This is a genomic window from Rhodococcus sp. SMB37 (assembly GCF_004345605.1).
Taxonomy (GTDB): Bacteria; Actinomycetota; Actinomycetes; order Mycobacteriales; family Mycobacteriaceae; genus Rhodococcus.
The window spans coordinates 170,317-189,691 of the sequence record NZ_SLVY01000009.1 but is presented as its reverse complement, the minus strand read 5'-3'; the positions used below and the strand labels follow the sequence as shown (position 1 = coordinate 189,691).

The 19,375-nt window shown below is 65.1% G+C and carries 21 protein-coding genes; 18 read left to right on the top strand and 3 right to left on the bottom strand.

The window, feature by feature from the left end; all coding sequences use genetic code 11:
• Positions 1-341: 341 nt before the first annotated feature.
• The 11 genes from EV641_RS16345 (at position 342) to EV641_RS16295 (ending at position 8,050) form a co-directional block, all read left to right on the top strand.
• Positions 342-2,060 (top strand): major capsid protein, encoded by a 1,719-nt coding sequence (locus tag EV641_RS16345; protein ID WP_132473064.1) that lies wholly within the window; start codon positions 342-344, stop codon positions 2,058-2,060.
• Between the two features lie 118 nt (positions 2,061-2,178).
• Positions 2,179-3,027: a hypothetical protein gene (locus EV641_RS16340; protein WP_241997277.1), complete on the top strand. Its 849-nt coding sequence runs from the start codon at positions 2,179-2,181 to the stop codon at positions 3,025-3,027.
• A 5-nt stretch (positions 3,028-3,032) separates the two neighbouring features.
• Positions 3,033-3,338: a hypothetical protein gene (locus EV641_RS16335; protein WP_132473062.1), complete on the top strand. Its 306-nt coding sequence runs from the start codon at positions 3,033-3,035 to the stop codon at positions 3,336-3,338.
• A gap of 3 nt (positions 3,339-3,341) precedes the next feature.
• On the top strand, positions 3,342-3,617 hold the full coding sequence (locus tag EV641_RS16330) for a hypothetical protein (RefSeq protein ID WP_132473060.1): 276 nt from the start codon (positions 3,342-3,344) through the stop codon (positions 3,615-3,617).
• The gene (locus tag EV641_RS16325; RefSeq protein ID WP_132473058.1) at positions 3,610-3,804 is read left to right on the top strand and encodes a hypothetical protein; all 195 of its coding nucleotides are present in this window, start codon (positions 3,610-3,612) and stop codon (positions 3,802-3,804) included. The genes EV641_RS16330 and EV641_RS16325 overlap by 8 nt, the downstream gene beginning before the upstream one ends.
• A complete protein-coding gene (locus EV641_RS16320; protein WP_132473056.1) occupies positions 3,791-4,165 on the top strand; it encodes a hypothetical protein in 375 nt (124 codons plus the stop codon). Before EV641_RS16325 ends, EV641_RS16320 begins: the two co-directional genes overlap by 14 nt.
• Positions 4,166-4,239: 74 nt before the next feature.
• A complete protein-coding gene (locus EV641_RS16315; RefSeq protein ID WP_132473054.1) occupies positions 4,240-5,055 on the top strand; it encodes a hypothetical protein in 816 nt (271 codons plus the stop codon).
• Positions 5,056-5,116: 61 nt separating this feature from the next.
• Positions 5,117-5,650, top strand: coding sequence for a hypothetical protein (locus EV641_RS16310; RefSeq protein WP_132473052.1), 534 nt, complete (start codon positions 5,117-5,119; stop codon positions 5,648-5,650).
• A 66-nt stretch (positions 5,651-5,716) separates the two neighbouring features.
• Positions 5,717-6,064 (top strand): hypothetical protein, encoded by a 348-nt coding sequence (locus EV641_RS16305; protein WP_132473050.1) that lies wholly within the window; start codon positions 5,717-5,719, stop codon positions 6,062-6,064.
• Positions 6,064-7,779 carry a hypothetical protein gene (locus tag EV641_RS16300; RefSeq protein ID WP_132473048.1) on the top strand — a complete coding sequence of 572 codons (1,716 nt, stop codon included), beginning with the start codon at positions 6,064-6,066 and terminating at the stop codon, positions 7,777-7,779. Before EV641_RS16305 ends, EV641_RS16300 begins: the two co-directional genes overlap by 1 nt.
• A gap of 73 nt (positions 7,780-7,852) precedes the next feature.
• Entirely contained in the window at positions 7,853-8,050 is a 198-nt protein-coding gene (locus tag EV641_RS16295) for a hypothetical protein (RefSeq protein ID WP_132473046.1), read from the top strand.
• 288 nt (positions 8,051-8,338) lie between these two features.
• On the opposite strand, the gene EV641_RS16285 is transcribed toward EV641_RS16295, so the two are convergent.
• The 3 genes from EV641_RS16285 to EV641_RS29855 form a co-directional block, all read right to left on the bottom strand.
• Positions 8,339-9,064 (bottom strand): GTP pyrophosphokinase family protein, encoded by a 726-nt coding sequence (locus EV641_RS16285; protein ID WP_132473042.1) that lies wholly within the window; start codon positions 9,062-9,064, stop codon positions 8,339-8,341.
• Between the two features lie 617 nt (positions 9,065-9,681).
• Complete coding sequence (locus EV641_RS29260) at positions 9,682-9,822, bottom strand: hypothetical protein (RefSeq protein ID WP_158289182.1); 141 nt, start codon at positions 9,820-9,822, stop codon at positions 9,682-9,684.
• Between the two features lie 372 nt (positions 9,823-10,194).
• Positions 10,195-10,836, bottom strand: coding sequence for a DUF2510 domain-containing protein (locus EV641_RS29855; RefSeq protein WP_241997275.1), 642 nt, complete (start codon positions 10,834-10,836; stop codon positions 10,195-10,197).
• Between the two features lie 93 nt (positions 10,837-10,929).
• Here EV641_RS29855 and EV641_RS16275 point away from each other — a divergent pair, with 93 nt between their 5' ends.
• The 7 genes from EV641_RS16275 (at position 10,930) to EV641_RS16245 (ending at position 19,374) form a co-directional block, all read left to right on the top strand.
• Complete coding sequence (locus EV641_RS16275) at positions 10,930-11,646, top strand: hypothetical protein (protein ID WP_132473166.1); 717 nt, start codon at positions 10,930-10,932, stop codon at positions 11,644-11,646.
• On the top strand, positions 11,643-12,173 hold the full coding sequence (locus EV641_RS16270) for a hypothetical protein (RefSeq protein ID WP_132473040.1): 531 nt from the start codon (positions 11,643-11,645) through the stop codon (positions 12,171-12,173). Before EV641_RS16275 ends, EV641_RS16270 begins: the two co-directional genes overlap by 4 nt.
• Before the next feature lies 1 nt (position 12,174).
• Positions 12,175-12,501, top strand: coding sequence for a hypothetical protein (locus EV641_RS16265; protein ID WP_132473038.1), 327 nt, complete (start codon positions 12,175-12,177; stop codon positions 12,499-12,501).
• Positions 12,494-12,907, top strand: coding sequence for a hypothetical protein (locus EV641_RS16260; RefSeq protein ID WP_241997273.1), 414 nt, complete (start codon positions 12,494-12,496; stop codon positions 12,905-12,907). Before EV641_RS16265 ends, EV641_RS16260 begins: the two co-directional genes overlap by 8 nt.
• A gap of 63 nt (positions 12,908-12,970) precedes the next feature.
• Positions 12,971-13,438: a hypothetical protein gene (locus tag EV641_RS16255; protein ID WP_132473036.1), complete on the top strand. Its 468-nt coding sequence runs from the start codon at positions 12,971-12,973 to the stop codon at positions 13,436-13,438.
• A complete protein-coding gene (locus EV641_RS16250; RefSeq protein WP_132473034.1) occupies positions 13,435-13,641 on the top strand; it encodes a hypothetical protein in 207 nt (68 codons plus the stop codon). Before EV641_RS16255 ends, EV641_RS16250 begins: the two co-directional genes overlap by 4 nt.
• A gap of 30 nt (positions 13,642-13,671) precedes the next feature.
• On the top strand, positions 13,672-19,374 hold the full coding sequence (locus EV641_RS16245; RefSeq protein WP_132473032.1) for a hypothetical protein: 5,703 nt from the start codon (positions 13,672-13,674) through the stop codon (positions 19,372-19,374).
• Position 19,375 lies beyond the last annotated feature (1 nt).

The window sequence follows — 19,375 nt, the reverse complement described above, 5'->3', positions numbered from 1 at the left end:
ACTGGCCGGTGGCGGAACGACAGCGAAGTCGTACACCTACAAGGTGACCTTGCCGTCAGGTGAAGAGGCCAGCTACCTCACCCCACTCGAAGCGAAGCGGGAGATCCGCCGGGCGGGGGGCGGCACCATCGTCCGGGTGGCCGACACCCCCACCTGAACCAGCACAACAACGGAATCGTCCCGGCACCCTTTCCCCGGTGCCGGGACGATTCTCGTCCGCCCGGGCTCTGCACCCCGCGGTTCTACTCTCTCGAACCAGACAGCAGGTTGAACCCGGTACGGCTGTGGGCCTCGGGCACTTCCAGCGTCGTGACCTAACCGAAACGACTTGAGGAGTCCCCGTGGACCCGTTCGAACTGCCCGAACAGATGCCGACCGACCTGGCCGCACTGGGCGAACTGCGTGACAAGGCAAACGAAGCATTCGACGAACTGCGCGCCATCGTCGAAGGCGGCGAGGACCTCACCGAGGAACAGCTCGCACAGCTCCGCTCCGTCGCAACGAGCATCACGTCCATCGACACGGCAATCACCGAGGTCGAGACCGCCGAGGCTGCACGCCGCACCGAAGCCCAGGACCTGATCTCTCAGGTCGCCGGAGACACCGACGCTGAGGCTGATGCCGAGGGTGAGGGTGCCGAGGCTGCCGCAGCCGACGAAGACGAGGGCGTGTCCGCTGAGGACGCTGCCGCTGTCGTCGACGAGGCAGAAGCCGCAGCCAACGACGCCGCCTCCGTGGCCGCATCCGGCAAGAAGACCAACTTCTCGGCAGCCGCCACCGGACGCAAGACCAAGGTGCCGGCCACGCAGTCGAAGAAGGAACTCGGCTGGCGGATGGACTCCAACGTGTTCGGCTTCAAGCCGGGCAAGGTCGGGTTCGCTGATCTCGCCGAAGCAGTAGAGGCAGTCCGCCCCGGCAGCCGGGTGCGTTCCAGCCGACCGGTCCGCGGCGGATTCTCCGGACAGACCCTCGGCCGCCTCGACCGCGACATGCCCTTGGTCGAGACCAGCCACGAACTCGTCGCCGCGATCGAGAAGGCCACCGACGAACGGAACCTCCCCAACGGATCCTTGATCGCGGCCGGCGGCTGGTGCGCCCCCTCCGAACAGCTCTACGACTTCTGCGAGGTCCCGCAGGCAACAGACCTCCTGTCGTTGCCGGAGATCGCCATCCGCCGCGGCGGTGTGCGCTGGCCCGTCGAACCGGACCTGTCGGCGATCTTCAACTCGTTCCAGTTCTTCTTCACCGAACCGGAGCTCGAAGCAGTCGACGTCGACGGCAACCCGACGGCGGTCAAGGAATGCGTCGAGATCCCGTGCCCCGACGAGTTCGAGGAACTGCGACTCAACGCCGTGGGCTACTGCGTCAATGCGGGCATCCTGCAGAACCAGGGGTGGCCGGAGCTGATCGAGTGGTTCATGCGCTCGCTCACCCAGGAGCACTTCCGTGCCCTGTCGCGGCGCACTGTGAACGACATGGTGACCGGCTCCACCGCCATCACGATCCCGGTCGACGCGCAGATCGCCGCCGGCAGTTCGGTGCTCAACAGCCTCGCGCTGATGGCAACCAACCTCCGGTTGGACCGTGGTCTGGGGCGTAAAGCCACCATCGAGGGTGTCGCACCGTCGTGGCTGCACGAGGTCATCCGCGCCGACCTCGCCAACCAGCAGGGCACCGACACCAAGGCCGTCACCGACGCCCAGATCGACGGCTGGCTGGCAGCGCGGAACATCGCGCTCCAGTTCGTCGGTGACTGGCAGACCCGCGGTGTGGGCCAGCCCGGCAACCTTCAGACGGTCATCTACCCCGGCACCGTGAACGTGCTGCTCTACCCGGCAGGAACTTGGTTCCGGTCGCTGAGCAACGTCATCGAGCTGGGTGTGATGTACCCGAAGGAACAGCTCCAGGTGAACCGCTACACGCAGTTCTTCACCGAGGACGCCATCGCCGTCGGTAAGCGCTGCAACCAGTCGCTGAACGTGACTGTGCCGATCTGCCCGTCGGGCGCAATCGGGGAACGCCAGACGATTGCCTGCAACACGCCGGTCGTCACTCCCTGATAGGACCGCCCCGGTGACCGGAAGGTCGCCGGGGCTGTGACTCGGAACGGGTGCGGCACGTGAGGCCGTCCCGCACCCGTTCCGGGATCCACCCTCCCGACATCCCCAGGAGCCTGCTGTGACTGCACCGACCTCTCTCCTCCCCGTCGACTACGACGCGCCTCCGGTCAATCCGATCGGGGTCGGGCTGTACTCGGCGGCCACCCTCATCGATGAGACAGGGCCGTCCCGGTTCCTGTCCGGCGGCGTCGAGATCCGGCCCCGCAACTGCGCCACCGGCTGGGGCACCTGGCTCGCAGACCCGTGTGCCACCCCTCCAATGGATGCCCTCAAATCCGGCGACCGCCCCCAGCCCGGTGAACCGTTCGAGCCCCTCGTCATCTGGGGCTACGACGAGTGTGGTCCGCTGGAAGACTTCACCGCCTACGAAGAACGAGCCCTCCAGAACGCACGCTTGCACGAACAAGGTTTGGCCGAAGCGCACTTCGGGGCACGGCTCGCCGCCGATGCGACCCCGACCACGGTGGCCGGCATCGTCGCCGCCGTCGGCGCCCTTGAGGTCGCTCTCGGTGAAGCCGGTTTCTACGGCACCATCCACGCCTCGGCCCGCTTCGCCGCGTTCGCCGCGCAAGCCAACCTGATCATCCGCTCGTCCGGATCCCCGATCCTGCGCACGCCTCTCGGTCACACGTGGGCGTTCGGCGCTGGATACGAGGACACCCTCGGAGCCTCACTGGTGGCGACGGGTCCGGTCACCGTGTGGCGAGACCCTCTGGTGGTCCGGTCCACGCTCGACGAACGGCACAACATCAAGGCTGCGATCGCCGAACGCGGTCTGGTCATCGGCTACGAATGCCTCGTCACAGCCGTCACCGTGGCCGCTGGCGGAGATGACGGCGGTGCCCCGTTCCCCGGTGACGACTTGTTCCCCGCCGGTGACGTATTTCCTGACGAGACTGGAGCGTGATCCCGATGCCCGCAGGAGTGGAGATCGTCATCGAGGACGGTTTCGCCACCGTCACCCCCGACAGCACGCAACGCGGCCACGTGCTCCGAGCGCTGCTCGCCGCTGTCGACCATCCGAGCCTGATCCGCACCGACACATCCGGCACCCGCCGGTCGTACGTTGTGCTCGAGCAGGACGCCCGTGAGGCTGGTCTTCTCGACGAGAAGCCGGTACCAGTGAAGTCTGCCCAAACCAAGAAGCCACCAGCCAAGAAGGCTGCACCCGCCAAGACTGCAGACCAGCCCGAACTCACACAGCCCCCGACGGAGTAACCCGTGGACCTCACTGTCCTCGGCTTCCCTCTGGTCGACACCGGGGCGACCGTGCTCCTCGTCGGCGTGTTCATCGCAGTCGTCACCGACCGTCTCGTCCCGGGAACCCGAATGGACAAGGCGCTCAAGTATCGCGAGGACGAGAACCTCTACCTGCGTGAAGCGCTGTCCGAGTCGCAGAAGCAAGTCTTGCACCTTCTCACGCATGCCGATGGCGGCGCGAGAGTTCTGGAAGCACTACCTCGAGTCCCTGCTGATGGAGGGTCGCCCGATGCGTAGATCGAAACTCGCCGTCGCCGCCGCGCAGGCCGGCGCGGCCGATGCCCGAGAAATCCTCGACGACGTGCGGTCGGCCTGGTCGCTCGTCGACGAGGTGACGGTGCGCCATCAGCGGATCAAGCAGAAGAACCATATCGGTGAGCGTCTCGCCAAACTGTTCGGAGGAGATGCTGATGGAGCGATATAGGTGGCTGACCCGCGGGTTGGATAGGTGGCTTACACCCCGCTATCTCACCGCGGCAGCCGTATTCGCGATCGGGCTACTCCTGTTTCCGATGGCCGGCGCCGAGACCGCCGCAAACATCCTGATCACCTCGCTCGCCGTGTCGCTGTGGATGTTCGTCCTCGGGTACTCCCGCATCCAGTGGACCGAATTCAGCGAAGGCAAGGCTCTGATGGCGGCGATGGTCGCGCTCGCGTCGCTGTGCAGTTTCCTCGCCGTCTATTACTGGACCGGCGGAATCGAGTGGTTCCATCCGATCCGCGGCCTGCTGTATTTGGTGTGCATCCTCGGGGCTTTGAACTTCCTGTTCCTGCTGAGGAAGTGACTGCACCCCGCCGCCCTACTGTGTCGAACTGACGGCCTCACCGTTCCTACACGCATACCGTAAAGGAGCCCGTTGTGGCTGTTTTCCCAGTGGTCAAGGGCACACGCCTGCGGGCCACCAAGGTCAACTCGTGTGGTCTCCCAGTGTCTGGCGCCGCGAACTACGCGGTGACGAACGGCTGGGTGTCCCTCGCAATCTCCCCCGTCATGCAGGAAGCGGAAGAGCTGGAGCAGCGCAACGCGGAAGGCCGCGTCTGTGTTGCCGAGCGCACCCCGCCCGAACGCAAGTACTACAACCTCACCCTGACCCTCTGCCAGGTAAACACGTGCCTGATCACGCTGTTCAACGGCTGGGAGCAGGAACTCGACTGGGAAGGTAACGCCGTTGGTGTCCGTGACCAGCGTCGTGTCGAGTCCGACTACGGTGTCGCGCTCGAGGTGTGGGCCGGCGGTAAGGCCGGGGACGACTGCCCGACCCCGGAGGATGACTCGATCTTCGCGTCGGCGTCGACGGGGAAGTCGTACGGCTACTTCCTGACGTTCGGTACTGAGTTCACGCTCGGTGACATTGAGATCGCGGCGTCGGTCGCGAACTTCACGCTCACCGGCATCACCTTCGCCGGTCCGCAGTGGGGCCGTGGCCCGTGGAACGTTGTCCCCACCGATGCCGCGAACACGCCGGGTCGCCTGCTCACCCCAGTCACGGATGATCAGCATCTGGTCATCCAGCGCACCCCGGTCGCTCCTCCGGAGCCGACCCCGGGCGAGGAATGCTGCCCGCTGGACATCCCGACCATGTTCACCGCACCGGACTACTACTTCGGTGGCCCCGCTGCCGAACCCGCTGCCGACATTGCCGGTGACCCGGCCGTGTGTGTTTCCACCCCTTAGCGGCCGTGCCGGGACCGGATACCTTCCCCGGCGCGGCGCTCTACCCAGGAGGTAACTGAGTATGGCTCTCAATGATTGGCAGAACGGTCAGGCTGGTGGGACACCACTGTCGGCTGAGCGTTTGAACGAGCGGGACGCTGCGATTGTGGCGGCGCAGTCCGCTGTGACGGCGGCAGCGTCGACGGCGGTGTGGGGGTCGGTGTCGGGTAAGCCGTCGACGTTCCCGCCCGTGATCGGCACCACCGCCACCACAGCGCTCGCTGGCAACACCCCAATTCCAGCGGCGGCAACGTGGGCGAACATCAGCGGTAAGCCCGCTGTGGTCGCTGCTGGGGCGGACGCCGCCGCTGCACGTACCGCGATCGGCGCGGGCACCGGCAACTCGAATCTGGCGCTGGGCACCACGGGCACCACGGCGGCGGCGGGCGACCACACGCACACCGCCGCACAGGTCGGGGCGGCCCCTGCCTCGCACACGCACACAGCAGCGCAGGTCAATGTCGCCGCTGATGCCACCAACGGCATCGAGGTGGGCACGCTACAGGCCGCATTGTCAGCGCTCGCTGCGCGTGTCGTCGCACTCGAAACCCCGTAGATCAATTGCACTGCGACGGCCCCGGACCTTGTTGGTTCGGGGCCGTTGTGGAGGAGGACTCCGATCATGGCTTATATACCTTCGCGGGCAGACTGGAAGAACTTGCCGGACCGGTCGACCCCGATCATGGCCGAGAATCTCGAGCATATTGAGCAGGGCATCGTTGATGCTCATGAGGAGCTCGACGGCCGGCTCTCGGAATCGAGCCTTAACGCAACTTATGTGCGGGCATTCCCCGACTCCACTGCGGTGGTCTACGACGGCGAGAACGTGTCCTCCGTGACTGAAGACGGCATCACCACCACCTACACGTACAACCCGGACGGATCGGTGGCGACGGACACCCGCGCTGGAGTGACCCGCACCTACACCTACGACACAGCCGGAAACCTGACCGAGATCGAGGTGCAGTGATGGATCCCGTGACCCTCGGCATGGCGAAGGCTGACGCCCGCCGCAAGTACGTCGACAAGCTGTCGATGTCCACTCCCGCGACCCCGTACCGATTCCTCCTGACCGGAACGCAGGCCATCGAAACGTCTGTGATCGACCGATCCGGCAACGGCGCAGACGCAATCATTCCTGCCGCCACCTACAGCCCCACCGCACTGTGGGCGAACAAGGGGTACATCAGCACCGGAGACGGCACCGGCAAGGGCGTGTGCATCTCCGCAGACAAGACCACGTTCGATCTCGCCACGGACTCGTTGATTCTCGCGTTCACGGTCAACGCTGCGCAGCCCGCCGGCAATCCGCCCCTGATGGGGAACGCCGACGCCTCGACCAGGCAGGGCGTCTACATTTCGGCGCGCAGCACCGGACAGGTGCGGGTCCTGATCACGACCTCCAGCGGGCTCGTGTCGGCCCTGATCATGCCGACCCCGGTCGTGTTCGACGGTACCGATCACCACGTCGTCCTTGCGATCGACGCCCCCACCCGCTCGGTGTTCGTGTTCATCGACGGGCTCCTGGCGGGGTCGTACCCGAACTACTACACGGGCACGACCGCACCGTCATCGACGTGGAACTTCGGCTCGTCCGGAAACGTCATCAACGCCGCGACCACGATGGCGTCCAAGCTCAAGGGTCTGCATCTGATGGTGCTCGAGGATGCCGGATTGCCCTCGAACATCGGGCAGGTGGCCCGCAAGCTGTACGAGAATCCGTCCTCGCCGATCTCGCAGGCCGAGTTCCTGTCCACCTCCAAGTCTGTCCTGATCGCGGTCGGACCCGGCCAGTCGAACGAGGTCGGCTCTGGTCTGTGGCGCTCGTTCAATACCGAGTACGGCTATCCGCTGATCGACCCGGTCGCCCCGAATGGGGCCGCATCGCGGTCGTGGTGGCCCCTGCTGTCCGATCTGCTCGGGCAGCTCGGTGTGTGGACGGACGTGGTCAACACTGCGGTCGGCTCCACCTCGGCGACATCGTCGTGGTGCGGGCACATCCGCGCATGGGTGTCGGGTATCGCGGTGGGCCGCGGCTCCTATGTCCTGTCGGGTGGTGGACTGTGGAAGTGCAACTACCCGGCCGGTACGGCGGGGAACTCGACCGTTGCCCCGACTGGAACATCAGATGTGACCGGTGCGGATTCGGTGCCATGGGTGTACATCGGAGTCCCGGCTGCGCACGAGGTCGAGGGGTACGTCTACAAGGACGGGGATAGTCGGTTCGACCCGAACGGATACTTCGCAGCGGCCACCGCGCAGGTCGCGGGACGCTCGGTCGACTACGACGAGAAGTGGGCGATCATCTCCATCGGCCAGGGCGACAAGACGATGAACGCCCCCCGCGCCAAGTATGCGCAGGCACTCATCAACGCCACCCAGTTCTGGCTGGACCGTGGGTTTAAGGTCGCGTTGGGCTTCACCTGCTACGGCGCGACCACGGGTCTCGAGGACTGGTATCAGAGCGAGTTGATGCCGGGCTGGCAGGATGCGCTCGATCACTTCACGAGCAATCCCGATGTGATTCCCGGTGCGAACCTGCGGACCGCACTGGGTGTACTGCCGGTGCAGCCGAACGAGGGCATCCCCGGATTGAAGGGCGACCAGCTGCACATGAACGACTACGCGTACGCGCTCGCCTCGAAGGCGTGGCGGGACGCTCTGGTCGCTGGCGGCTGGGCCTGAGCCACACCCGCTCGTAACGCATCCCTATAGGTGGCCCGGTAACGCCGCGGCAGGTATTGAGTATGTGATGAGCATGACAACTCAGACGTGCCCCCGATGCAGGCAACACATTGCGATGCGCCACGACGGAACCGAACAGATCACCGACGAGCGAACCAGCCCGTGGGTGTTCGTAGAGCACAACTTCCAGGACCGTCGTGGCGACACCTACATCACCACTCAGTGCCCTGCGACGGGCCGCAACGTGTTCACGGCTCGCGAGAGCTGGTAGCACGCAAACAAAGTGCCCCACCTCTTCGTGAGGTGGGGCGCTTTCAGTCGTCAGGGGAGCGGATCAATGGCTGATCAACTCACGTCCGGTGAAATATCGGGCGTGTGTCTTCTTCAGCATCTTAAGAGATCCACTGGTCAGAGCCACGATCTCCACATCCTTCTCGCGTCCTGCATGCTCCAGTTCGAGGCGACGGCGCATCGCATCCCGACTCGAAGTGGGGCCGTTGAACTCAGTGACCCGACGATCGCGAGTGCGACGATTGAACTCGATGACGAAACTAGGCACTCAGGACACCTCCTCCAGGTCCTCGATCATACGACGGATCTTGTCCATCTGAGCCAGGTGGTCGGCGTGGAGCTGGTCATAATCGCGACGCCTCCGCTCGATCGACTCCAGTGTGATGGCCAGACCTACGTGAAGTTCTGGGTGAGGGCTTTCATCCAGTACGGCCCTCGCCTCTGCCTCCTGCTGGCCATAGCTCAGTTCGTCCCGCTGCGTTTCGATGCGCATGAGCATCTCAGACATGGAGTGCATTATCTCGACGAGTTTCTGGACATTCCTGTTGCTGGGAGCTTCGTCGTATCGGATCCCCCGACCGAATGTGTCTCCCATGCGTTCGTAGGTGTTGGCCCAGGCGCTCTGGCCTTCCGTGCGGATCTGGATTTCGGCGCGACCAGCAGGCACCCGTAGCCATAGGTGGTAGGCGCGGTAGCCGCTGTGTGGGTCTGCGCGAAGGTCCCGGTGACATCGCTCTTCGACCTCGTAGTGCGCTGCGAGTTCGTGCGCGAACGCAGTCTGCTGACTGAGCGTCATATCCGCGTCTACGCGTACGCCGGCAAGGTCCTGAACCTGGTCGAGTGGGATGAGTGGGGGGCGACGTAGCTTCTGGATCAGGGTGTCGATTGTCTTACCGCGAGACGAAACCTCTAGCTCGATGCCCGCGGACGATTCCCAACGGCGGGAGGCGACCTCGTCGGCGATCGTGGCGGCAAGTTCGTGATGCCACAGCATGACGTCGTCGTAGGCGGGGCAATTCTCGGGTGGTACCGAGCCGTCAGCTAAGGCGCGCCCGAGCCTCCCGAGCTTCTTTTTCGACCAGGCTGGAGTGTCCGTTAGCAGCACTGACGCAGCCTATATCCCAGGCGATGGGTGGTGTGGGATAGAGGGGGAACCGATCGTCCGCGCGCTGCGTCCAACCAGACATGGATGCCGAGGACGTACAGATATTGCTGCGGTTCATGGGGATGCTCGAGCACGCCGGGTTGAAGAGTGCGGGCCGGTGCTTCCCGGACTCCGGAGAGTCCCACCGGCCCGCGCATGGAACGCTACCTCGAATCGAACACGCGTGCGACGATAACGGAATGTTGTCGATCGAGCGCGCACCGACTGAGTGTCCGAACGGGCACCCGCTCGGGCCGAACCGTGTCCTCGTTGGATGGGTGCCGTGCACCTGCACGCCGGACGCGACGGGGCATCGCACGTACCAGTGCCGCTTGTGCGACGCCGTGATTGAACGGCCGCCGCACGTCGGTCCGCGGTGGTTCGGGGTGCAGTGGTCTGAGTGACGGCCGCTTACCGCATCGATGCAGTGGCCGATCCGTCCAATGGCTGTTGCGGCGCCAATGGGTCTACCGTGCCAGGTAATACGCAAGCACCATCAATGCGATGGTGATGCCTGTTGCCACCAGGATGACCACATCACCGAGTGGAGATTTGGAATCGTCGAACAGCGGCTCGTCGCGTGTCCATCGCCAATGCTTTGGGGTCACAATCTCAATCAAACCCTTTGGTCTGTTTCGATGTGATCGGTTTGCTTCGGTGATCATCGTTTCGTGGCGACGGTCTGTGCATCCCCCTGCGGGCGCACAGACCGACAACGCTCATGGTCACATGAAATGCCCCTACTGTCTGGATATTTCGAAAGCCCCGCCGTCCCGGTATGAAGTCACGGGGCGGCGGGGCTGGGTTTCACCGCTCGGGGGGTGAACGGTGGAACAGGGTCGCGCGAAACAGGGGGGCGCGCGCGACTATCCCAGACCATACTGCAACTGTGACCTAATTAAAATAGGTTTGGGGCGCATCAAGCGTAGCGCCCCACCTCTTCGTGAGGTGGGGCGCTCTTGCTATTGGGCGTTGGAAAATCAACCGCGAGAGAGCTCTACGACACACGAATCCACAGCCTGGACCCGCTCATCTCCCGGAGAGATCCCCAGAACGTCGCTCGCCTTCGGCCACGACGTCGTGGAGCGTGCGCCACCTGTGGACGAGAACGGCATCGAGTCCTGCACGATCCACACATCCGACCGGTTCTCGAACTTCCCATCCGGCCGCACCGTGGATGCACCGATGAACAGAAGTCCGCCGTCGTCGATCACGGCCGTGTTGTCGAGGATGAGGGTCGAATCGGTGAGGCCAGCCTTGATCCACTCGATCATCCCGGGGTCGGCGGGGGCGCAGCGTGGATCGGTGAAGCGCGCGACCGGTGCTGCCACCGCGGTGGTTGTAGCGGGGGGCGGGGGAGCCTCGGTGGTCGTGGTTGTGGTTGCGGTGGTCGTTGTGGGCGCTGCTGTTGATGTGCTGGTGCTGGTCGGCGCCGTGGTGGTGCGCTCCACCTGCGTAGTCGTGGCCTCCGTTGTGGCCGCCGCAGCAGGTGCCGGCTCTTCCTCCTCTTGAGGGCCGACGATCAACCCGAGCACAATGAGGCCGACGAACACCGCCACAACGCCGCCGAGGACGAGCGGCCAGCGCTTCTTCTTGCCCGATTCAGGCTGAGGATTGGTCATGCCCGGAACATCCCATCCGTCGCATCTTCCGTTACTCCGTGACCTGCCGTAACACCCAGATGGTCTGCACTGCGGATCTCTACCGTGACCACCATGTCCTGCACCTGGCCCATCGACCGGTCCTGCCTCCCCGAGGCAGCGACCCCCGAGGAGCGCGTGAAGCAACGACTCGCTGAGGACCTCGCCGTGTCGGTGCTCTGGGCGCTGTCCGGCCGACAGTTCGGGCAGTGCCCGGTGATCGCACGTCCGTGCCCGCAGGCATGCTCAACGACCAGCGGCACCTATGGTCCTGGCTGGTTCCCGGTGTTCGACGACGGGCAGTGGCGCAACATCACCTGCAACTGCCCCGGCTCCTGCACCGCGTCCGGACCGCGGGTCGTGCACCTGCCCGGACCGGTCGGTGAGATCCTCTCGGTCACGGTCGCTGGGGTCACCCTCGACGAGGCTGCGTACCGGCTCGAGGGTGATCGGTTGTACCGCGTCGACGGCCCGGACTGGCCCAACCAAGACTTGAGCGCCCCGTCAGGGAGTGATGGCACGTGGTCGGTCACCTACACACGTGGCGTGCCCGTACCCGCCGGGGTGGGGGTGCTCGTCGGGTTGCTGACGAAGGAGTTCCTCGCAGCGTGTTCCGGTGGTAAGTGCCGGCTGCCGCGGCGTGTGCAGTCGATGACGCGAAACAACGTCAGCTACCAGATGGTGGACCCGCAAGATATTTACGCCTCCGGTAAGACCGGTCTCTCGGAGATCGACCTGTGGCTCGCCGCAGTCAATCCGACCGCGCTACAGCAAAGGCCGACGGTGCGATGAACGACGTCGACTGTGTCATCAACGCGCTGATCACCGCGCTTCGGGAAGCATTCGCCCCGGGCTCGGAGTATCCGCCGCTCGGCGGCGGTACCGAGCACGTCCGGGTGTTCGCCGGGGACGCGATCCCACTCTCAGCGTGGAACGCACACGCCGAAGGTGGCGACAACTGCGGTGAGCCGTTCCTGTGGGTGCGTCTCGTCCGCCGATACCGGACACAGGCATTCCCGGCCCCGTTCGTCGGTCCGGCTCCGTGCGGGCTGCCGTCTGCGGTCGCGATCGAGGTCGGCGTCGGACGCTGCGCAGTGGTCGAGTTGGAGCCGTCGTGGGATGACTACGCGACCGAGGCGGAGATCGGCATCGACGACTCGTGGCGGATCGACCTCGCCTTGTGTCGGGCCATGTCGAAGATCATGCAGTCCGAATGCGGGTTGAACACTGCGATCGACTCGATCGTGCCCTACGGGCCAGAAGGTGGCGTGGTGGCGTACATCGGCACCGGCTACGTCCAATTGAACGGAGGAGTCTGATATGGCACAGCGCATCACTGTCGAGGGCACGATCACCCCGTCGACGTTCCTGGGGACCGGCGCCCGGCGCACGGTCACCCGGACCGAGTTCGTCGACAAACTGATCTCCAAGGGGTTCATCCGCGTGGTCGCCGACGACGCGGTCGAGTCGCAGCCAGCCCCGAAGGCAGCTGCCGTGGTGGAGGAGATCGACGTGCCTGGACGCAACGAAAGCCGAGACACCTGGGCGAAGTTCCTGACCTTCCAGGAAGTGCCCTTCACCGATGAGCACAGCCGCGATGAGCTGATCGAATTGTGGTACGCCGACCACGGTCAGACCGTTGGCTGACGCACGCTACGAGCTTCACCTCGACCAGGGGCGGCTGGGTCAGCAGGTCCAGCCGATCCTGGCTCGCAAGGCCGCGTCCCTCACGCGCCGGATCTCGGCGCAGGCCAAGACGAACGTCCCGGTCCGCACCGGGTTCCTGGGCCGCTCCATCCAGGAGGACCCGATCGTGTTCTCCGGGCCCTTCCGCGTGACGACTGGTGTTACGGCGACCGCGGACTATGCGGCGGCGGTGCATGACGGGACACGTCCGCACGTGATCCGGGCGCGTAACGGGCAGTACTTGAAGTTCCCCGGCAGCAACGGTCAGCCTGTGTTCGTCCGGTCGGTGAATCATCCGGGGACTAGGCCGCGTCCGTTCTTGCGTAACGCGGTCGAGCAGGTGCTGCGCGCCGATGGACTCGCCTGATCGGTGCACGGTCCGTCTCTAGCCTGCCGGTGTTACCTGCTGGCACTACCAAGGACGGCCTCCATGACTGCATTTTCTGACGACCCCGCCAAGATCGCCCGCGACGAGGCGGATCTCGCCGAACGTAAGCGCAAGCTCGGGCTGGAGAAGTCCGACGCTCCTGAGGTGATCGACCTCGACGAGTCCGGGGAGGTTGCTCCCGCTGCCTCTGCTGTGGCGGTCGCGGAGAAGGAACCGTGGGCGCACGAGCTCCTCACCGACTTCTACGGTGAGGACTGGGAAGTCCGTAAGCCGACCGAGCAAGCCCTCGCCGGATTCGCATTGGCCGCCGGCAAGTACGTCCCGCAGAAGCTGCAGAACGACCTCGTGGGGTTGTTCATTCGCAACCACATGTCGGAAGAGTCTCACGAGCACATGTACGAGCGGCTGATGGACCCTGACGATGCGTCGTTCACCCCGGCTACTCTCGGTGAGATGATGCGCGAGATCGCCCTGTTGGGCCGTGATGAACTCAAGTCGGTGGAGTCATGAGCGCCGAGGACGACCTCGGCAAGATGATCTCCTCGATCGTCTCCGATGAGACAGCGGACCGGGCGACGGTGCTGGCCGGTGGCATCACCCTCGGCACCATGCTCGCCGGTGTCTACCGTGGCCTGACTCAGGGCGGTATGCCTTCCGGCGCTGCTCTGGAGGTCGTCAAGACGGTTGCGGCTGCAGGTATTCAGAAGAAATAGCGCTGCACCGCCGCTCTCTAGCCTGACCGTGTGACGGCACCCAGCGGCTCCATCGGAATCGGCATCACCATCGATGCCGGGGATCTCTCCACCGAGATCACCCAGGCTGTGCAGTCCGCCATGTCCGGGGTCCTCAGCACCGTCCGGTCCAGCATGACGCAGGTCGAGGGCGCCATCAGCGGAATCGACACATCCGGCTTCAACCAGGTCGCACAAGCAGCGCAACAGGCCGCGCAACAGGCCCAGCAAGCAGCGCAGCAGTCGACGAACTCGATGAACCAGGCCACCCAGCAGGTCGGCGACACCGCTACCCGGGCAGCACGATCGGCGAACACGGCGATGTCCCGGATCGACGCCACCGCCATTCAGCGGATCGCCGCCGGGGCCGATGACGCGATGGATCACCTCCAGCAGCTGGACCGTTGGCAGCTCCAGGCCCTGACCCAGGAAGTGAACCGGGCCGGGCAGAACATCGGCAACGAGATCGGCGCCGGCGCCTCCCAGGCAGAACGCTCCCTGGGGCAGCTCGATGCTGCCTCGCTGGAGCGTCTGCTCCGGCAGATCCGGGACGTCGAGCAGGGCGTCGGTGAGATCGACGACGAGACGGACCAGGCTGCCTCCGCGTTCGACCGGTTCGGTGCCGCCGGGGACGGCCTCGTCGGCAAACTCGCCGGGGTGGCGGGCGGGCTCGTCGCGATCGGTGGCGCGATGGACATCGCGATGGGCGCCATCGAGGGCAAGGAGATGAACAACAAGCTCGCCGCCCAGCTCAACATGGACCCGGAGGAGGCCGCGAAGGCCGGCCGGATCGCGGGTGGTCTGTTCCGTGACGGGTACGGCGAGTCGATGGAAGGCGTCAACGACGCCATCGGTGGCGTCGTGTCCTCCCTCGGAAACATGACGGACATGTCCGAGCAGGAGATCGCTGGTCTCACGGAGTCCGCGCTCGGTCTGTCGAAGGCATTCGAGGTCGACGTCGGGCAGTCCGCGCAGACGGCGAACATGATGATTCGCAACGGCCTGGCGAAGGACGGGGCCGAGGCTTTCGATCTGATCACTGCCGCGATGCAGGGCGTTCCGGCGATGGCGCGGGACGAGATCTTCCCGGTCATGGACGAGTACGCCACGTACTTCCAGTCCCTCGGGTTCGACGGCACCGAGGCCATGGGCATGATCGTCAATGCGTCGCAGAACGGCGCCATCGGCATGGACAAGGCCGGGGACGCGCTCAAGGAGTTCGGCATCCGCGCTACCGACCTCGGGGACACCGGGGCCATGGAAGCGCTGGAGGGTATGGGCTTCGTCGCCTCCGACATGGCTAACGCTCTGCTGGCAGGTGGAGACACCGCGCAGGAAGCCTTCCAGAAGATCGTCGGTGGTCTGCAGGGGATCGAGGACCCGGCGGCGCAGGCAGCAGCGGCGACCGCGTTGTTCGGTACGCCGCTGGAGGACCTCGACAAGACGAAGATTCCCAACTTCCTCGCGGGCCTGTCCAACGCGGACTCTGCTCTCGGTGATGTGTCCGGGCGTGCGCAGGAGATGGGGGACACCCTCCAGTCCGGGCCCGGTGTGGCACTGGAGAAGCTCACCCGTCAGATCAAGGGGGAACTGACGGACGCCCTGTTGGCGGTGGTCGGGTACTTCCAGGAGAACCAGGACGTCGCCAAGATTCTCGGCGGTGCCCTCCTCGGACTTGTCGGTGCCTACGCTGCCGTCCGGACAGCATCCGCGCTCAACTCCATCGCCCTCGGTATCCAGACCGCGGCGACCGGGGCGAGCACAGCGTCTATCGCAGCCAACCGTCTCGCCATGGGTGCGGCTGCGATCGCGTCCGGTGTGATGCGTGGCGCGCAGCTCGCTGGTGCCGCCGCGACCGGGATCGCCACAGCCGCGCAGTGGGCGTTCAATGCCGCGATCTCCGCCAACCCGATCACCCTGATCGTCATCGCGATCGCCGCGCTGGTGGCCGGCCTCGTCCTGTTCTTCACCAAGACGGAGCTGGGCCAGCAGATATGGCAGGGCTTCGTCGACTTCCTGTCCTCCTCGTGGGAGACGATCAAGGGCGCGTTCCAGGCGGCGTGGGACTTCATCTCCCCGATCCTGCAGAGCATCTGGGACTTCGTCTCCACGTTCCTGGTCGGAGCGTTCAACGCGCTTGTCGGGGTCGTGACCACGGTGTTCGACACCATCGGCGCGGTCATCTCGGCGGTGTGGAACAACGTCATATCGCCGATCTTCAACTTCTGGCACACGATGATCACCGGAGTCTTGATCCCGATCATCATGTTCCTGTGGAACTCGGTGATCGCTCCCGCGTTCAACGGGATCGGGTCGATCATCTCCACCGTGTGGAACACGGTCATCAACGTCATCTTCACGGCGTTCCGTGCCGGGATGGACGCCATCGGCGTGGCGGCGAACTGGCTGTGGAACAACGTCATCATGCCGGTGTGGAACGGCATCGCCTCCACGATCTCGTTCGTCTGGACCAACCTGATCATGCCGGTGTTCGACGGCATCAAGGCTGGGATGTTCGCGATCGGTGATGCCGCGACGTGGTTGTGGCACAACGTCATCACCCCGGTCTGGACCGGGATCGGGGACGCGATCCGGTGGGTGATCGACAACGTCATCAAACCGGCGTGGGATGGGATGAAGTCTGCGCTGCAGTCGGTCGGAGACTTCTTCGGGACCGTAGTCGGTGGAATCAGGACAGTCTGGGATGGGCTTCGGAGCATCCTCGCGAAGCCGATCAACTTCATGATCAACACCGTGTACCGGGACGGCATCCAGAAGGCATGGAACGCGATCGCCGGTTTCATCCCGAACCTAGAACCCGCCCCGGACATCGCGCCGATCCCAGAGCACGCGACCGGTGGCCCGATCCGCGGTCCCGGCACCGGTACGTCCGACGACGTGCTGATGTGGGGCTCCAACGGCGAGCACATGGTCACCGCCAAGGAAGTCATGCGCGCCGGCGGCCACAACGTCCTGTACGCGATCCGCGACATGATCGCCCGCGGTATCCCCTTCGAGTGGGACGGCGGTCGGGTCGTCTCCAAGGTCGGCGAGAACAACATGTCCCGCTACGGCGCAGCGGTGCAACGTCAGGGGTTCGGCAACGTGAACCCCGAAGGACTGTTCGACGCACTCCTGCCCGGCTACAAGGATGGCGGTGCGATCGTCCTCGAGCCGTGGATGCTGCAGCTCGCCGAAGGCCACAAGTTCGCGCAATCCCAATCCGGCAAGCCCTACCAGTGGGCGGGACCGTCCGGCCTCGGAAGCTCGTTCGACTGCTCCGGGTACATGGCCTCCATCGCCGCAGCAATCCTCGGTGGCAACGTGTGGCAGAGGTACTGGTACACCGGATCGTTCGGACGTGGTCAGGGGCCGGGCGGTCCGCAGGGCTTCGTCCCCGGCGTCGATGCGGGATTCTCCATCGGCGTCACCGACGACCCGGGCGGACCGGGTGGTGGCCACACCGCCGGTGTGCTCGGCGCAGTGCCCGGCATGTTCCCCGTGACCCGTGTCGAATCCTCGGGCAGTGGCGGTGTGCAGTACGGCGCCGGCCCGGACGTGATGTCGTTCCTCGGCCAGTACCACCTCCCGATCGGAGCCAACGGATTCTTCCAGCCCGGCATCGGGGGAACGGTCGGCCCGTCCCCGGACGAACAGCGCTCGTTCCTTGTGGACAAGGTGCACGACGTGCTCACGTCGATCACCGATCCGATCAAAGGACTGTTCGCCTCGAAGGTGGGAACACCTCCGCCGGAGTGGTACGCGGTGCCCCCGAAGTTCCTCGACGGCGGGGTCGACGCGATCACCGACGGCGCGGCAGTCGTGATCGACGGTCTCGGTGGCCTGCTCTCGTCGGCCTGGTCGTCGGCGAAGAGCATCGGCGGGAACGTCCTTGACGCACTCAACCCGTTCGACTCCGGCGGCATGGCACGCGGTATCGGCTTCATGCCGAAGAACATCATTGCGCCGGAGCGGGTGCTGTCGCCGGAGCAGACCAAGCTGTTCGAGATCCTGGTGACGTCCCTCCAGGCCCTGTCGAAGGGCGACTATGACGGCGGTCTGAGCAGGGTCGGGATCGAAGAGGACTCGGCGATCGTCGACGCTGCGCTCACCATGCAGGAGGTCGCCACCTCGGTGGACGCGCTGGTGAACAAGGGCGACTACGACGGGACGATGGCTCGGTTCGGTATCGAGGAAGACCACGGGATCGTCGACGCGGTGCTGTCGGTGCGTGAAGTCGCCGCCTCGATTGACACCCTGGTGCGGGACGGCGACTACGACGGCACGATGGCCCGGTTCGGTATCCAGGAGGATCACCCGGTCATCGACGCGGTGCTGGACGTGAGGGACGCCGTGGTGGCGCTGGACGAGAACGCGGTCAAGGTCGCCACGGACACCATCGAAGCGTTGGGCAACAGTGCCTCCAAGGTCGCGGTGGATCTGATCGAGGCTCTCGGTCCTTCTCCCCGGGAGAAGATCGAGCAGGTCAGTCCGGACCTTATGAACTTCCTCGATGACCTGCGTGAGGAGTTCAACGAGCAGGGTGAGCTGATCTCGTCGACCGAGTCGCAGGCCCGCCGTAGCCAGTCCTCCCATGCGCAGGTCCTCGCCGAGCAGTACCGGCAGCTCGAGGACCAGGTGCTGGATGTCTCCAACCGGCTGTCCTCCGGGGTCCTCGGTCCGGTGGTGCAGACGGCGATGCAGTCCGCCCTCGGGGTGGTCAACAAAGCTCTGGTGGCGGCGACCGAGGATGTCACCGCCGCGCAGGGTGAGACCACCGAGGCGGTCAAGGGGATCGACACGGCCGGGGACGACCCGGAACCTCCGTTCGGTGCGCCCGGCTCCGCGTTCGATCTGGCAGCGGAGTTGTCCGACATGGTGGTGTCGGTCGCGAACACCGCCTCGGACGCCCTCATGCAGGTCGGCATGGACATCGCGAAGGCAGCGTTGGAGCAGCAGAAGTCCGAGGTCGACAATCCTCGCGGTGTGCTCGGCGACGAGGACAACTCCGGCGGCACCCTGATCGACACCATCGTCCGGCTCACCGGTGTGGAGATCCAGATCCGGGACACCATCTACGCGGTCGCAGAGGATGTGAAGGCGTTCCGGGGTGACCAGTTCCAAACGTTCGACGAGACCGGACAGTTGCTCTCGGACACCGCCTCGATGCTGGAGCGGTCCGCCTCGAGCACGGACATGGTGCTCGCGGAGCAGAACCGCATCAACCGTGAACTGATGAAGTCGGTGATGCGGTACCTGATGGTGAATGTCCTCTTGCCGGTCCTGTCTGCACTGTTGACGGCGCTGATCACCATCGCGGTCACTCTGGTGGCTGCGGCTATCGGCGCGATGATTGCCGGCCCCATCGGTTTGGCGATCGGCGCAGCGTTGGGTGCCGTGGTCGGGTTGGCGTTGTCGGCGGTGGCGGCCGGGGTCATCGGGTCGGTGGGTCTCGGCGCAGCTGCCGCTATCGACTCGTTCGATGAGGGTGGTGTCGCGAACGGGATCGGCATCATGCCGAAGAACACGATCGCCCCGGAGCGTGTGCTCTCCCCGCGTCAGACCGCGTCGTTCGATCGGTTGGTGGATTTGCTCGACGCCCGCGGTATCGGCGGTGGCGGCAACAAGTCGGTGCACGTCGGGTCGGTAAATGTCCACGGTACTCAGGCGGCGGAAAAGTCCGCCGATCACCTCCTGTCCCTGCTGAACAGTTAGG